Origin of the sequence: Agrobacterium leguminum (assembly GCF_005144435.2) — a bacterium.
GTDB classification, from domain to species: Bacteria; Pseudomonadota; Alphaproteobacteria; order Rhizobiales; family Rhizobiaceae; genus Agrobacterium; species Agrobacterium leguminum.
Genome location: NZ_CP120212.1, coordinates 609,850 through 624,955, shown reverse-complemented (window position 1 = coordinate 624,955; position 15,106 = coordinate 609,850). Strand labels below are relative to the sequence as shown.

General features: G+C 58.0%; 12 protein-coding genes. 3 read left to right on the top strand and 9 right to left on the bottom strand.

Annotated elements, in window-relative coordinates; genetic code table 11:
• Window positions 1-25: 25 nt before the first annotated feature.
• On the bottom strand, window positions 26-1,192 hold the full coding sequence (locus tag CFBP4996_RS17360; RefSeq protein ID WP_245310964.1) for an SGNH/GDSL hydrolase family protein: 1,167 nt from the start codon (window positions 1,190-1,192) through the stop codon (window positions 26-28).
• Here CFBP4996_RS17360 and CFBP4996_RS17355 point away from each other — a divergent pair.
• From CFBP4996_RS17355 to CFBP4996_RS17345, 3 genes are all read left to right on the top strand, one after another.
• Complete coding sequence (locus tag CFBP4996_RS17355; protein WP_245310965.1) at window positions 1,172-1,354, top strand: hypothetical protein; 183 nt, start codon at window positions 1,172-1,174, stop codon at window positions 1,352-1,354. The genes CFBP4996_RS17360 and CFBP4996_RS17355 overlap by 21 nt on opposite strands.
• Before the next feature lie 423 nt (window positions 1,355-1,777).
• Window positions 1,778-2,926, top strand: a complete 1,149-nt coding sequence (locus CFBP4996_RS17350) for a glycosyltransferase family 4 protein (protein ID WP_080854400.1) — start codon at window positions 1,778-1,780, stop codon at window positions 2,924-2,926.
• Window positions 2,927-2,981: 55 nt separating this feature from the next.
• Window positions 2,982-4,085 (top strand): glycosyltransferase family 4 protein, encoded by a 1,104-nt coding sequence (locus tag CFBP4996_RS17345; protein ID WP_080854401.1) that lies wholly within the window; start codon window positions 2,982-2,984, stop codon window positions 4,083-4,085.
• Between the two features lie 116 nt (window positions 4,086-4,201).
• Here the strand turns inward: CFBP4996_RS17345 and CFBP4996_RS17340 are convergent, their stop codons facing one another.
• The 8 genes from CFBP4996_RS17340 to CFBP4996_RS17305 all read right to left on the bottom strand — a co-directional run bounded on the left by CFBP4996_RS17340 (window position 4,202) and on the right by CFBP4996_RS17305 (window position 15,052).
• Window positions 4,202-5,281 (bottom strand): acyltransferase family protein, encoded by a 1,080-nt coding sequence (locus CFBP4996_RS17340; protein ID WP_080854402.1) that lies wholly within the window; start codon window positions 5,279-5,281, stop codon window positions 4,202-4,204.
• Window positions 5,282-5,468: 187 nt separating this feature from the next.
• Complete coding sequence (locus tag CFBP4996_RS17335) at window positions 5,469-6,674, bottom strand: glycosyltransferase family 4 protein (protein ID WP_080854403.1); 1,206 nt, start codon at window positions 6,672-6,674, stop codon at window positions 5,469-5,471.
• A gap of 56 nt (window positions 6,675-6,730) precedes the next feature.
• Window positions 6,731-8,302: an O-antigen ligase family protein gene (locus tag CFBP4996_RS17330; RefSeq protein WP_080854404.1), complete on the bottom strand. Its 1,572-nt coding sequence runs from the start codon at window positions 8,300-8,302 to the stop codon at window positions 6,731-6,733.
• A gap of 79 nt (window positions 8,303-8,381) precedes the next feature.
• Window positions 8,382-9,059, bottom strand: coding sequence for a hypothetical protein (locus tag CFBP4996_RS17325; RefSeq protein WP_162936086.1), 678 nt, complete (start codon window positions 9,057-9,059; stop codon window positions 8,382-8,384).
• A complete protein-coding gene (locus CFBP4996_RS17320; RefSeq protein WP_080854405.1) occupies window positions 9,046-11,304 on the bottom strand; it encodes a polysaccharide biosynthesis tyrosine autokinase in 2,259 nt (752 codons plus the stop codon). Before CFBP4996_RS17320 ends, CFBP4996_RS17325 begins: the two co-directional genes overlap by 14 nt.
• A 130-nt stretch (window positions 11,305-11,434) precedes the next feature.
• Complete coding sequence (locus CFBP4996_RS17315; protein WP_080854406.1) at window positions 11,435-12,286, bottom strand: hypothetical protein; 852 nt, start codon at window positions 12,284-12,286, stop codon at window positions 11,435-11,437.
• Between the two features lie 181 nt (window positions 12,287-12,467).
• Window positions 12,468-13,580 (bottom strand): acyltransferase family protein, encoded by a 1,113-nt coding sequence (locus tag CFBP4996_RS17310; protein ID WP_080854882.1) that lies wholly within the window; start codon window positions 13,578-13,580, stop codon window positions 12,468-12,470.
• Between the two features lie 143 nt (window positions 13,581-13,723).
• Window positions 13,724-15,052 carry a hypothetical protein gene (locus CFBP4996_RS17305; RefSeq protein WP_080854407.1) on the bottom strand — a complete coding sequence of 443 codons (1,329 nt, stop codon included), beginning with the start codon at window positions 15,050-15,052 and terminating at the stop codon, window positions 13,724-13,726.
• Window positions 15,053-15,106: the final 54 nt, after the last annotated feature.

Here is a 15,106-nt window from a genome sequence, read left to right as displayed (position 1 = left end):
CCGCGCAAGATATTTTATCGTTTCGTCATGAGATCAGATTGCCTCTCGGTAAATCCCCTTCGACGGCAATGATGCGCTGAATGTGAACTGGTTCATTCGAGGTGGGCGCGCTGGTCCCGAATGCCGGAAGGATTCGCAGAAAGAAAGTATACCCCGCCGGGTTGATATCGGGGTCAACGGCGATCCCGTTGGCTATCGCCCACATCCAGCCGCCACTACTGGCGATGTTGGCACCTCCGAATTGCAGGGCGGAGCAAACGATTGTCCGGACTGCGCCACCGCTTTTCGCAACCAGTGCGATGTAGGGCACACGCTGCCTCTCGTTGTTTTTGTAAAGTACGGCGAAGGAAATGGTCTTGCCGATCATCGCTGTGGCCTCCGCATTGCGGAAATAGCGAGTAAGCCCGGCGATCTGGCTGCCATTTGGGTAGAGGGCGAGGCTGCTTGCGAAGGACTGGGAGAAGATGATTTCGTTGGTTTTGGTGGCAGAACCTGGTGAAGTCATAGCCGAGCCCATTGGAACGGAACCAGTCCAATCGGTGAAATCGCCATTGCCGATGAGATTGGCGGCAGGCAGCTTTGGCCAGCAAGGTGTCTGGAAGCTGTTATCGCGTGCCGATCCCAGATAGGAATCGAACAGGGTCCGGGCAATCAGCCGGGAGCCCGCCTCGTTCGGGTGAACATTGTCCCGATAAAGCGCGGCGTCCTTGCCCTTCGCCAGAAATGCGGCATGCGTATCCACCAGCGTGAGGTTTGGATGTGCTCGGGCCAGGTCGAGGATTGCCTGATAGACCTTGTCGTAACCCGCCCCATCCCGCCACGGGTTCTGCGTGGTGATGAGTTGCGGAGCATTTGGCCATTGCCATTCGGTCATTCCCAGCGGTCCGAGCAGGGTGGACCGTCCGGAGCTTAAAATACCGCCGGGCGCTTCGAAGGTCTGCATATTGTGGCCATGATGCATGATGCAGAGATCGGGGCGGGGAATCTTCAGCGCCGCTGCGCGCTGTTCCGCAAGCATGTAACCCGCCATGCCGCCGGGCAGCGTCGCAAGATAAAGCGTCAGCGTCGCTCCTTTGCCGGCGCGCAGCGTGACCGGGGGCGCATAGGTTTTTGGCCCGGTGGCGGCGCTCGTCTCCCATTCCGCCCAACGGTATAACACAACAGTCGTATCGTGCAGATCGCCGAGCATCATCGCAAATTGCTGAAATGGTCCGGCTTCGGCATGGGCGGTGCTGTCGCCGTTCACGAAGATCGTGGCATTCTGCCCGGCCGCCAGACGGGCCCGCAGGGGCGAGAACGCGGTCAGGGAAAAACCGATGTCACCCATGTTTCGGGGACGTATGCCGAGCGTTAAGCCGATCATGCGACCACCTCTTCCGTTCGCGCCGTATATATGCATATGTTGTGTTCGGGCGGTGTCATCGTTCGTCCTCCTGGTCTGGCCTCAGAATAGTTCCGCCACGAGGCCCGGGGAAAAAATGCCGGGAGCGAAACAGAAAACAGCGCACGGAAACGAGCATTATGAATTTTTCTTCGATCTCGCTCGAAATGTAAAAATAGAATATTCTTCTAATTATTATTGTTATTATTGAATTCTATTGCAAATAAAGGTTTTTATGCTGGTGTTTTTATCTAGCGACACGCGTTTCCACGCGGCTTCCGGTGAAGATATTCCCGTCGCTTTCGGGCAGGTTCGTTCTTTCCGCGGGCCGGCTGTTCATGCCCGCAATCACAGAAAGATGCATCGTCGGCCCTCTCATCCGGCAGGGGAGACGCCATGACATCCGCTCTTTTCGTCAGCCATACCGGAGAGAAGGGCGGCGCCGAACTTTTTCTGACGGATCTCGTCAAGGCTGGCCCACACTCCTGGCGCGCCTGTTTTCTCAGTGGCGGAGCGGCCGCAGACGATCTCGTTGATGCGGGGCGTGCTCCGGTCATGCTGTCCGCCGGAGAAAAAATGCTGTCGATCCGCCGCAATGCGTCCTTCGGCGCCCTGTTGCGCGGAGCGGCCGACGTGATGGCGGTTGCCTGGCAATTGAGCCGGGAGGCGAGGCGCTATGATGTGATCTGCGCCAATTCGCAAAAGGCGCTTTTTGTCTGTGCCTTGGCGGCGAAGCTCAGCCGTCGGCCGCTCGTATGGGTTTTACACGATATCGTCACCGATCCGGCTTTCAGCGCCACCAACCGCCGCGCCTCGCTGGCATTTGCGCGCCTTTTCGCCAGGCTGGTGGCTGTCAATTCCGAAGAGACGGGTCGGGCTTTCATCGAGGCCGGCGGCGAGGCGGATAAGGTTCGCATCGTTTACAATGGCTTCGATCCTGCGAACGCAAGGCTTTACGAGCCTGGCGCCGCCGCGCGACTGCGTGCGGAACTGGGCCTTGGTCCGCAACCGCTTGTCGGCCTTTTTGGCCGGCTGAGCGAATGGAAGGGACAGCATGTGTTTCTGGACGCGATTGCGGCGATGGAGGGCGTGCAGGCGGTCATCGTCGGCGGTGCGCTCTTCGGGCAGGAGGCCTATGAGGCGCGCATCCGCGAACAGGCATCCCGTCTCGGTCTCGACGGTCGCGTCCGTTTCCTCGGTTTCCGCCCGGATGTGCCGGAACTGATGTCGGCGATGGATGTGGTTGCTCATACCTCGATTGTTGCCGAGCCCTTCGGCCGGGTGGTGGTGGAGGCCATGATGTGCGGGCGTCCGGTTGTCGCCACGCGCGGCGGCGGTGTTACCGAAATCATCCGTGACGGCGAAACCGGCCTTCTCGTGCCGCCGGGGGATGCATCGGCGCTGGCGGCGGCGATCGGCTGTGTCCTGTCGCAACCTGCTCTGGCGGAAAGGCTGGCGCAAAAGGGGCGGGAGGATGTGAGCCAGCGTTTCTCGCTGGAGGAAACCTGCCGCTCCGTTTCCGCGCTGCTGACGGAGGCGGCGTGAAGTTTCGCCCGGCGATCGACAGGAACAGGCAATGCCGGCAGGCGGAAGGGTCAGGATGCGCATTCTCGTAAACATGCCGAGCCAATATGGCGGCAAGGCCTCCGGTGTGGCCCGCGTAACCTTCAGCCTGCTGGAGCGGCTGCTGGAGCAGACGACCGATGACTATGTTCTGCGCTCTCCCTGGACGCGGGCGCAACTGCCTGAAAACCTGCGCGACAGCCGGTTGCAGCTCATCGAGACTCCACGGCCGCGCGTCATGGTTTTCGATGTGGTGCGTCAGGCCGCGATGCTGCCCGCACTCTGCCGCCGGCACGGTATCGATGTGCTGTTTAATACCGATCCTTTCGGAAGTCCCCTCGGCGGCAAACGACGTCTCACCCTTGTTCATGATCTTTATTTCAAAACCATTCCCGAACAGATCGGCTGGCGGGCGAGCCTGACGACCGATTTCATCTTCAAGCTGATGATGGCCGGTTCGGATCGGGTCATCTGCGTATCCGAAGCGACGCGGAAGGATCTGGGGCGTTTTTATCCAGCCGCTGCCGATAAGAGCATCACCATTCATTCCGACAGCACGCTGAATGTCGATCCCGGGGCTTTCGACACGGTGCCGCCTGTTCCCGGACGCTACATACTGGCGGTCGGAAACGCGACGTCCAATAAGAATTTCGCTCTCCTGGGCAAAGCCTTTGCCATACTCGGTAAAAAATGGCCGGATTTGCGCATCGTGCATGTTGGCCGCGACGAGGCGGAGGAAATTGCCGGTGCGCTGGACGATCCGGAATTGAAGGCCCGGCTGATCCGGCTTTCCGGCATAGATGACCGGCAACTGGCCGAACTTTACCGTCATGCAGCCTGCCTTTGCGTCCCCTCCACCTATGAGGGATTCTGCCTACCGGTGCTGGAAGCGCAGCAGCTGGGATGCCCGGTCGTCTGCTCCAATCGTTCGGCAACACCGGAGATTGCCGGCGAAGGCGCCCTGACTTTCGATCCGGCGGATGCTCAAAGCCTTGTCGACACGCTTGAGCGATTTTTAGACAATCCGGAACTGGCAGAAAATCTCCGCCAGGCGGGTTATGAAAACCGCAAATTATATTCGTGGCGGAAGGCGGCGGAGAGCTATGCGTGGCTTTTCCACGGAAACGCCGTTAAATGTTAAGAAAGATGCTGCTTCTTGCCGATGTAAAAATGGCTCTCTCTTTGGATAGTCCTTCGGCAGCTGTAAATATCTTTTGTATTGCGCCGGGGGTTATCACAATAGGATGGATATATCCGCTAACTGGGTGAAGGGTGCGTTACGCGTAAACGCGTAAAGGACTCACGCAGCATTTTATTGATGGGCGATTCTAAATATCGAAACAAGACGAGGCCTGCGGCGATCGACAGTAAAAGTGCAATAGTCGTTGTTGCCAGCGCAAATATTACTGGGGTCGGCGAAAATACGCTGACTACCTTGGATGCGCCATGCAGCATCAGTCCATGGATGAGATAAATCGAATAGCTTGCATTGCCAATTTGGACTAGCCCCCGTCGCGATACGTAGCCTGCACGTTCGAGAAGTACAGCGGATAAAACAGCCAAGAATCCTGCCGCGCCCCATGTGAGCGGGCGGATGAAGGCAGACGCCGCAAAGTGAGATGTCGTTACTTCTCCGGTTAAGCCGAAGGCTGGCGCGAAAAGGAACAATACTGATGCTGCGACGAAGGCACTGGCAAGAGGGATCATATGCTTCGGGTCGAGGGCTTTCTCCATCAATGTAACACAATGATAGCAGGCAATTCCCAAGCAGAATTCAAGTATGATCGGATTACCATAATAAATCGCGTAAAAATTCTCTGAACCAAAACTTTGGGGTAAAAGTGCGAGTAAGATTAGTATAATTACAGACGGGTGCCGCGCCCTAATGTCGGGAATAAAAAGGCAAAGTGAAAAAAGGAGATAGAAGAAGATTTCGTAGTTAAGTGTCCAGCCGACTGTTACGATTGGTTCAGCTGCGCCGCCCCGTAAAAACGGAATGAAGAACAAGGATTTTATAAGATATTCCGACGTTAACTCCATCAAGCCTACGGGCTTGAGGCCCGAAAAAAATAAGAATGTAAAAAGCAGCGTTATAGTCCAATAAAGGGGGACGATACGGAAAATGCGATGGCTAAGGAATGATGTGGCTGCAACATCACGTGATGATGTAGTTGCAGCCATGATGAATCCACTTAAAACAAAGAAAACATCAACTCCTGCTAGCCCAAGCTTGAAGAGCCAAGTTGACGGAAGGACGCCCTTCCAGTAAATCTCGCTGTGATAAAAAAATACAAGTATAGCTGCGACTGCGCGTAGGGATTGAAGATTGTATATCATCTTTTTCTCAATTATATATAATAAATATTTGATTGGTATTCGTGATGTATATTTTTTATTTTGATTTTTTATTTAATTAATTTTTGATGTAGTTTGGAGAAAATATACAAAATTTAGAAAGCGCGCATGATAATAACACGGTCGCTATAAAGTGAATATCAAAACAATGCCGTGTAATTGATAATATTTATGGCTCAATATCGTCGCACACATCCGCATAGAGCTTTTCATAGGCCGCAATGACCCCTTCAGTCTCAACGCCCTGGCGAATTCGCTCCCGGGTTTCAGGTGTTTCCGCAAGCATGGCGGGATTGCGCATCGCCTCTGCCATGCGCGCGGCCAGTTCGGCGGCATTGCCCGGGGCGAACAGGCGTTCCGGCCTGTCCGCGCCGATCTGTTCGGCAACACCCGCAAGATTTGCGCCGATGACGGGTATGCCGCGCAGAATGGCTTCAGCGACGGTGCGGCCGAAGGCCTCCGGCCATAGGGGCGGTACGATGAGGCAATCTATGCCGGCGAAGAAACGATCGGCCTCCACATAGCCCGGAAATTCGACCGGCAGGCCGGCTGCCTTTTGCTGATAGGTCTCGATACCATCCGGCGCGCGGCCTGCCATGACCGCCCGCCAGCCCTGCGGCGGCAAAAGCCGCAACGCTTCGATCAGCAAGTCAGCCCCTTTCGCTGCTTCGATGCGGCCCAGATAGCCGAAAACCAGCGGCTCGCCGGGCGCGCGGGCAATACGCGGTTCTGGCGAATCTGGCGGTGAGATGGTGTTCCAGATCACCGTGCGGCGGTTTTCGGGAACATGGGTGAAAAAGCCGGCCCGCACATGGCGTTCGACGATATCGCGACCAACGCCGGCGACAGCATCGACCGCGCATTGGCAACGCCGGTGGAGATAAGAAAAGGCACGGCATTTTTTGCCGCTGCCATCGCAGATATGCCCGTCATGAAACAGGGAGCCATTGGTGCACATGCTCGTGAAATCATGCAGCGAATGAACCAGCGGAACGCCGCGCTTGCGGATCATCGGCCAGATCAGCGGCGTCAGTTCCGATAGCGAATGGGTATTGACCACGTCCGGCCGGAAATCATCGATGACACGCGCAAGCCGACGAACGAGGCGCGGATCCAGTTGCACGGCGATCTTATAATATTTTCGCTTCCATTCCGGTTGTTGCCCCCAGTCGCCGATAAAGAACGGCGTGGTATGCCCGAGGCGGTGAATGGTGAAACCATCGCGTTGTTCCGCTGCCTGCTCTTCACGGGAGATGGCGGCCACTGCGACCGTGTGCCCCTTTTCCGCAAGTCCACGCGCAAGGTCTTCTACGAATATTTCCGCACCGCCCACCCGATCCGGAGAAAACAGCGAGGTTATCTGCAATATCCGCATGCTCAAATTCCTGCGCCTTTAAGATCACGAAACCTGTTTTGCATTCGTAAAATCCGTTATTGCAGACGAAGCGGCGTTTGTACTGTCTGGCCTGAATGGCCCGGCGCCGGCATTGCAGCGTCTTCTGGAAATTGTCTCCGCCGTTTGCGGCCTTCCCGCTCCATTCCGGGCGGGTTCAGGCAAAGCGTGACGACCGGGGCGAGGAAAACGGCATAGGCCATGGCAAAGCCCGGAATCTGCAGCGAAAAATCAAGTGTCGAATGCAGCAGGACGAGCAGCAGCGCGGCAAGGCCGAGATGAGAGGCATAACGATAATTTCTGCGTTTCAGTGCCCCGCGAATGAAAATCACCAGTTGGATGAGCACAAAAAAAGCGAGGTAAAACGGGAAGGCCGCACCGAGTGTCAGCAGCCCTTCGGCGTAGACGTTATGGGCATGGGTGACGACGGCGTCCACCCCGCATCGCGCCACATGATAGGGCGCATAGATTTCCGTAAAGCTCGCGAGGCCCGACCCCTGCGGCCAATTGTCGGCGATGGCGCGCGCGATGCCCGGCATATAACAAAAGCGCATGTCATCTTCCAAACGCGTTTCCATGCGAAGCGCCACCCGGTTGGCGAAAAGCGCGAAGAGGGCGATGGCGATTGCGATCAGGAGCGCGGCACGACGTCTCGTCCCGCGCTGCCTGCGCCGGTTGGAGGCCCCATTGCGGCCGGTTCTGGCAGGAGAGTTGAACACAATCAGCAGGATCAGGACAATCAGCGCCGCGAGGCTTGAGCCGATCCCCGCACGGGATCCCGTCAACATCAATGCGATGAAACAAAAGCCCGCGAGGACACCGAGAAAAGCGGCCCGGCGGATGAGCTGTTTCTGCTCCGCCGGCACGGTCAGGCGATTTGCCACGAGCGCCTTTACCCTGGCCCAATCCGGAGCGAGGAGGCTTTTGTGTAATAGTGCGGCGAGCGTGAGAAGGATGAGACCGAAGAAGGTCGCGGCGGTATTGCGGTTGACAAAAAGGCCGGTGAGGCTGCCGAGATAGAAACGCTTCTGGATGAAGCCGAGAGCTTCGGGGAAAAGCACGAATTGCACGATGGAAAACAGCGCAAGCCAGCCACCGGCAATTGCGAACCATCGCAGCGTCTTTGCCGCACGCTCGTCGCTATCGAAAAGTACGAGGCCAGTCATGAAGGCGCCGAAGGGCAGGGCGGCGCTCAAGAGGCCGAGCCGGTCATCGGCCGGCGTCAGTGAGATCGTGGCGGCTGGCGCATTCTGCATGAACATGGCGGCGGTGGACCATGCCGGGTTGGCGCGCGCGATGCCGGGTATGGAGAAGGCCTGCAACAGCACCTGAACGATGAGCGCTCCCAATAAAAGGCAGGCTGCCGCGAATACCTTGCCCGCATCGGCCTTCGGAGGTCCGAACAGGAGGATCGCTGGCACCAGCAGGAGATAGATCGCGGCCGTGACAACGATACGACTTTCGATTTCCGTTGCGCCCCTATTGAGAAGCGCCAGCAGAAATATTGCCCAGAGTGCGGCAATTGCGACCGGCCGGACATAGTCCCGAACCGCCACCAGTGGGGGCTGCGAGGAGGAGAGCGGTTCTGATCGGGCTTCGGTGAGTGACATATCTTTGGGCTTTGTCGGAATTGTTTGTGGTGGCTATGCCGCGAATATCGACGAGGCTCAGCCGTTTCATCGTTTCAGATCATGACAGCGGCGCGGGGCGTTTTGTGTCTGCCGGCGGTGGCTTTGGGCAGACTTCCGCCAGAGTCCATCGCAGGATTTCTCCCTGCCTGCCGCAGACGACGGCTGTATCTGCCTCGCGGGCAGGCTCGGCCTCGGGCAAGGTGTTCTTCGGAAATTGCTGCCACATCACGAAACGCCCACGGATCAGATTAGCATCGGCAGGCCCATAGAGCTGGGAGAAGTTCATCAGCACGGCGACTTCCATGGGCGAGGCGTTGCGCAGCGAGCGAACCATGGCAAGACGCAGCCAGACATCGCCATTTGCGGGAAAACAAAAGAGCGAATGGCGAATAAAGGTCTCGGCAAAACCCAGACGCGCCGCGCCGGAATCGGATGCCGGATCGACGCCATTCGCATCGAGATCGGCCAGAACGAGCCTTAGTCCGGCTTTGACGATATCCGAACGGCAGATTTTTTCGCTAACGATGGGCTGAAGTTCAGGGACCGTTTCCGCAAGGAGATCTGGCGCGAGGCCATTATTGTCGTCGGCGATCCGCGCCAATGCGACAATATCGGAAAAACGCCGGCTTTGCGAAAAGGCCTGCGCCGCGACGGACAGGACAAAGATGGAAACGACGAGGACCGGCACGACCGCGAGGATTTTCCGCAGGCGCATCACGCCATCACGCCTGGTCATGGTAATATCGTGTATAGCGCGAATGATAATATTCGCTCGAACCATAGGCGCGATAAAGCTTCAGCTTTTCGGTGTCCACCTTGTTGAGGACGACGCCGAGACACTTCTTGCGGATATGAACCTCGTTCTCCACCGTGTTCCGTACTGCCCTGCGGGCGGTTTTGCCCCATTCGGTGACGAAGATAAAACCGTCGATCCGCCCCGCCATGGCGCGGGCATCGACCACCGGACCGAGCGGGGGCAGGTCGACGATGATATAGTCGAAAGCGTTGCTCGCTTCGGCCAACAGCTTGTGCATTTGCGCCGAGGTCAGCAGTTCGGAGGAATGAGGGACACGCTGTTTGACCACCGTGGGCAGGAAAGCGAGTCGTGTCTTTTCGTCACGAAGCAACACCTCCTGCACGCTGCGGCCTTCCAGTAAGACTTCGAGCAGGCCTTCGCTCGCGTGACGCGCCATGGCGCGTGTGGCGCCGGGATTGCGAATATCGGCATCCAGCAACAGGACCCGCGCACCCTGCCCGGCAAGCAACTGTGCCAGATTGATGGAGATCGTGGATTTCCCTTCGCTCGGCAAGGCTGAGACGACACCGACAATGCGCGCTCCGCTTTTGGCGGGAATACCGAGATCGATGGCAAGTCTGGTGCTGCGCAGGGTTTCGGCGAAAGAGGAGAGCGGATGGTCGACCGCGTAGCGCGCAACGCTGGTGGGGCGCGTCAGGGCCGGATGGCCGCCTTCCTGATCTTCTATTACGGCCTTGTTCTGGATGAGTGGGGTATTGCCGAGGAATTCCAGCCCGAGAACATCGCGAACCTGTTCGCCAGTGCGGAAAAACCGGTCGCGGAATTCACGGAACATGGCGATGCCGCCACCGGCCGCGGCACCCATGATCATGAACAGGGCCAAAATGATGGGCTTGTTCGGCTTGCTCGGAATTCTGGGCGGCATCGCCTTGGAAATCACGCGTGCTTCCGTCACGGGGAAGGATTGCTGCTGCATCGCTTCCTGATATCGCTGCAGGAAGGTCTGGTACATGTTCTTGTAGGTTTCGGCCTCGCGCTGCAGTTCGCGCAGCTGAACCTGTGTCTCGCTGGCGGAGTTGCTGATGTCGGTCGCCTTGGCGACACTTTCGGCGAGCGACTTTTCCCTCGCTTCCGAGACTTCCAGATCGCTTTTGTAACTTTGCGCGATGCGGCTGATTTCCTGGAACATCAGCCGCCGGTATTCCTGCATTTCATTGCGCAGACGCACCGCCTGAACGTGGTTGCTGCCGAGCCTGCCGGTGATTTCCGCCTCGATCTTGGAAGCTTCGAGATATTTTTTGCGCAGGTCGTTGGCGACCGAGCTGTCGAGAATATCGGTAACGACCGCATCGACATCGTCGGTGGCGAGAATATGTTCGATGCGTTGCACCCGCGCCCGTGCCCTGGCGGTTTCCGACTGCGCCAAAATCAGAGCGCTATTGGATTCCGCCAGCTGCTGATCGGATAGCAGGCTGTTATTGCCGGTCGAGATCAGATTATGTTCGGCGCGAAACTTCTGCACGGCCAGATCGGTTTCGAGCGCCCGCTGGCGCAGCTCGGCAATACGGTCGGACAACCAGTCGCTGGCCCGCCGCGTCGCCTCGTATTTGGAATTCAGCTTATCCAGCAGATAGGCCGAGGCCACGGCATTGACGATCTGCGCGGCGAGAACCGGCGATGTCGAATTATAGGTGAGTTCCAGCGCGTAGGTCCGGCCGATGCGCTTGACGCTGAGGCCGTTGAGCAGCTGGTCCGACAGCGATCTCTTCAGGGTTCCGTCGTCAACCACCGCCTCTTTTTTCTTCGCTGGCGAGAACCATTGCGAAACATTGACGAGCGAGCGGATGGTGCCGAATATCGAGCTTAGAAGCGATGCACGCGTTGCCCTGAATTCCTGATTTTCCGTAAGATTGAGACTATCGACAACGGCAAGCCCGATGGTTTCCGATTGCAGCACCTCGACCTGGCTGAGAATGGAGGCCTCATCCTCTATGACGCCGCCGATCGTCGAAAGCTGTTCGACAATCTGGCTGTTGTTGCGGTCGATCAACAGCGTCGCCGTCGCCGAATAGATCGGAACGGCCGTTGCGGCAAAGGCGAGGCCGATTGCCCCGGCGACTGCGACGGCGGCGAGCACGATGCGCCACTGCCGGCGGATCATCGCAAGAACGGCGTCGATATCGATAAATTCGGCCGTCAGCCCGTTTTTATCGTAGTCAGCCATCGTCAGGGGATCGTGCCTTTGTAACAACTGTCAGCCTCGCTCTTTTCGGCGGGCGCAGGGCCCGCCAAGTCACGGTTGCATCACAGAACTGGCGGCAGCCTTCCTCACGGGAAAGGCGACAAAGCCAAACTCAAACGGGACTTGTGCTCGTCGTCGTGCTGGTGCTGCCGGTTGAAAGCGATCTGCCGCGGCCAGCCGGCGGGCTTCCGCCACCCGCCTGTGCGGTGCCGCCTGCGGCACCTGCCGTTCCCGAACCGCCGACGCTGTTGGCGCTTGCCGGCGAGGAACCGGCGCCGCCGATCGGCGAGGCCGCCGCTGCGGCAGCCGCGGGGGCAGCCGGACCGGCAGCCGTTCCTTCGATATTTTCGCTAAAGGCGATCAGGAGATCGGCGGGTACGTTTGCGCCCTTTGTCTGCAACTGGATGGCGGCTGCGAGTATCGTATTGCCGTTTCTCATCGCGGTCGCGTGGGCAAGCGCCAGGCCTTCGCCGACGACTTCGGAAAAGTCCTTGTTGCCGACCTTCTGGGCCAGTGCGACGATGGTGGGCAGCTGGCCGGAGTCACTCAGGATGAGGCCGGAAAGCTGTTCGGAGAACTGTGCCGCGCTGGTGGAAACGGCGATGATCGGAAACCCGCTCGTCACTTTTCCGGTTACGTCGGCCGCTGCCGCATCCGTGCTGGAAGCGATGGTGACCAGATCCCTGATCGTCCCCTGTGTCGGAGACTGCTTGAACAGTTCCGCTGCGGTGATGGAAACCGTGTCCGGATTGGTGGTGTTGACGCGGCTCAGAAATGCGGCGGTGGTTTCATCGGCGGCCTTGACGGGTGCGCCTGTTGCAGCGCTCTCAACCGAGGGCGCCTGCTGCGGTGCGGCCGGCGGTGTGGTTTCCACGTTCTGTGCGTTGGCGACAGCGGAAAAGAGACCCATGCTGGCAATAAACATCGCACCAACGAGCATCGAGCCGTTACGAATGCGGGGCATCCAACTCTCCAAATCTTTTAAAATACGACTTTAAATACATCCAATGTCGGGCAAGGTTACCCCACATCTAAAATTTCTTTTTAAATCGCACAGCCCAAGCAAAGGATCAAGCGCTAAAATAAACCTGCGTCGGAAACCCTCAGCTATTGTTAACGGCCGCCCTTGCCTTTCTCCAGTTTGTTCATGACACGGCGACTTTCCGTGGCGATGTTATCAGCCGGTCACGCAGCCAGATATTGGCCGGCGTTTCGACAAGGACGTGGAAGGTGTGGGCTATGGCGACGGTGCTGACGACGATGACGAGATAAACGAGGTTGCTCCACTCGGGCGGGAACGTGACGCCGCCGAGCGCAATCTTGAAGCCTCGGAAAATAAACGGGTGCAGCAGGTAAAGCGCATAGGATGAATCGCCGAGTTTTGCCAGCGGCCGTGCGAAACGGGGCAGGGAGATGTTTCTGGTCAAGGTCGCCGCTGCCATCAGCAAAATCGCGCCGCCGCCGAAAACTAGCAGCCGCGAAAAGGAATAACAGCCTGGATCGCACTGGAACCCTATCCTGCTCAGATCGGTCAGCATCCAGATCCCCAGGCCGCACAGGGCCGTTGCGAGCCCGAGCAGGGGCGGCAGGCGAACGCCTCGCAGGAAGAGGATTGCCAGGAACATACCTGCGACAAATTCGAGAATGATCGGCTGGAACCAGAAGCTGAACGGCAGGCCGAGATCGAAGGCGGAGCCGATCATGACGGCGGCAAACAGCACGCCGGCTGTCGTGAATACCGCGCGCTCCAGCGGCAGGAAGATGAACGCTGCGAAAACGATATAAAAGAACATCTCGTAATTCAGCGTCCAGCCGAGATCGATCAGCGGAAACGGATAGGCGTCGCCATAACCCATGCTGTCATAGGGAATAAACAGGTAGGAGGTCAGGATCGACTGTAACGGCGGGAAGGCCTTTGCACTGATAAGGGGCACGCTGGCGGCTATGGCAAGCCGCAGGGTCAGCACAAACCAGTAAAGCGGAACGATGCGGAGAAACCGGCGCAGCAGAAATGCGGAACGGCCGCCTGCCGCCGCGAAATAGGGCCGGGATGCATAAACGATGACGAAGCCGGAAATGACGAAAAACAGGTCGACACCACCGCTCAGTCTCGGCAGATGCAGTGGGAAAAGCGTGAATGGCCAGTTCACGTCCGCGTGCAGCGCAACAATCATGGTTGCCGCAACGGCGCGCATCACCTGAAGAACATCAAGACGCTGCGCCCCGGCAACGGGCGCTTCTTTAAAGTTTTTCATCATCGTCAATCTATAAAAATAAAGATATATTTAGTATTATATTGCGCCGCTTTTGCGGGCCAGAAGTCCAGTATTCAAGCAGGCTATCATGCAATAACGCGACGCGATACACACAATTTTGCGATGCGGCATTTCCTTCGCGCCATTCAGAAAACTTCCAGAACCGTAAGCTGGTCACTGACCGAAAGCCGGTATTGTCCGCTTTCCTGCGTGATTGTCTGCTGGCTCACGGAGCCGTCATCGCGGAAACGGTGTGCGATAACGTGACTGTGCTGGCCGGCCACCGAAAATGTGGCAATGCGTTCGGCGGGCGGGTTTTCGATCCGGGCCGGCCATTGCCAGCCGGAAATTCCAAGCCAGACAGGCACGAGCAAAGCACCGTCCGGTCTTGTAAGGTGAAGGGACAATCTTTGGGAATCGGCGGTGAGGAAATCGAGCTGTCGTTCCTCCGGTCCGGTTTGCCGTTCTGCCCTGCAGAGGGAAAGAAGGGCGCGAACGGCCTCGTAGGCCGGGGTGCGGCTCAGATCGTGGCGCAGGAGGCCGAGGGAGGATTCCGGGTTTGTCTCATCGGCGGCGAAGCTTGAAACCATTTCATAGATGTAGGACCGGCGGATACCGCTGATGAAGCACCAGAGCAGCATGCGCGGCATATAGCGCGCCTTGATGCCTTCGGTGACGGGGAAATGAAATGTCTTGGTTTGCAGCGAGGTATGGTAGCCCATTTCCGTGGCGAGCACCGGCCTGCCGGCCGCTATCTGCGCCGAAGCGGCGACGGATTTCGAGAGTGCCCCCGGACCGGTCGTTTCGGGATGCTCCATCCCGGCGTAAGCGTGGATATTGCCGTAATCGCAGGCATTTTTCAGGTCCAGCGCCAGCGCTCTGTTCGACAGGACATAACTTGGCGCCGCAACGGGCACCGCACTCAGGCGCGGAACCGAGCGGATGGTGTCGTGCAGCGCCGCCTGATGCTCCGCCGAAATGCGCGGAGCATTTTGCGGATCCTTCGTCAGGTTCGGTTCATTGCTGCCCTCGAAAACATCGATACCCGCGTCGCACCAGTCATAGAAATCCGCCAGCCTGTCGAGCGGCGTGGAAACGTAAGGGTTGAGATTGTCGTAACAGATGACGGTGAGGCGAACGCCCGCCGCCACGATCCGGCGCAGCCGCCGAAAGACGGGGCTGTCGCGACTGTCTCTCGCGGTGATGAGCCCGTCATCGCGCAGATGCCGGACGCCCAGTGCTTCGAGTTCGGGCACGATCCGCTCGAACTGTTCCGGATAGATGCCCGTGGGACGGGTGAAGTGACCGCACACCCCTACGCTGTCCAGAAAGGCTTCGGTACTGGCTGAAGCAACCGTCTGCGCCCGTGCGGGAATGGCTTGCAAACCGGAGGCGGCGACCAACGCAAGGGGCGCGGCTGAAAGCAGGTTGCGCCGTGTCAGGCTGCCCATGGCGATCGGCGTTTTTCCATTCATCTTCGCCTCCTGGTGTGTTCGGAGAAAATGTAAGCCAGACGTCAACACATGGAC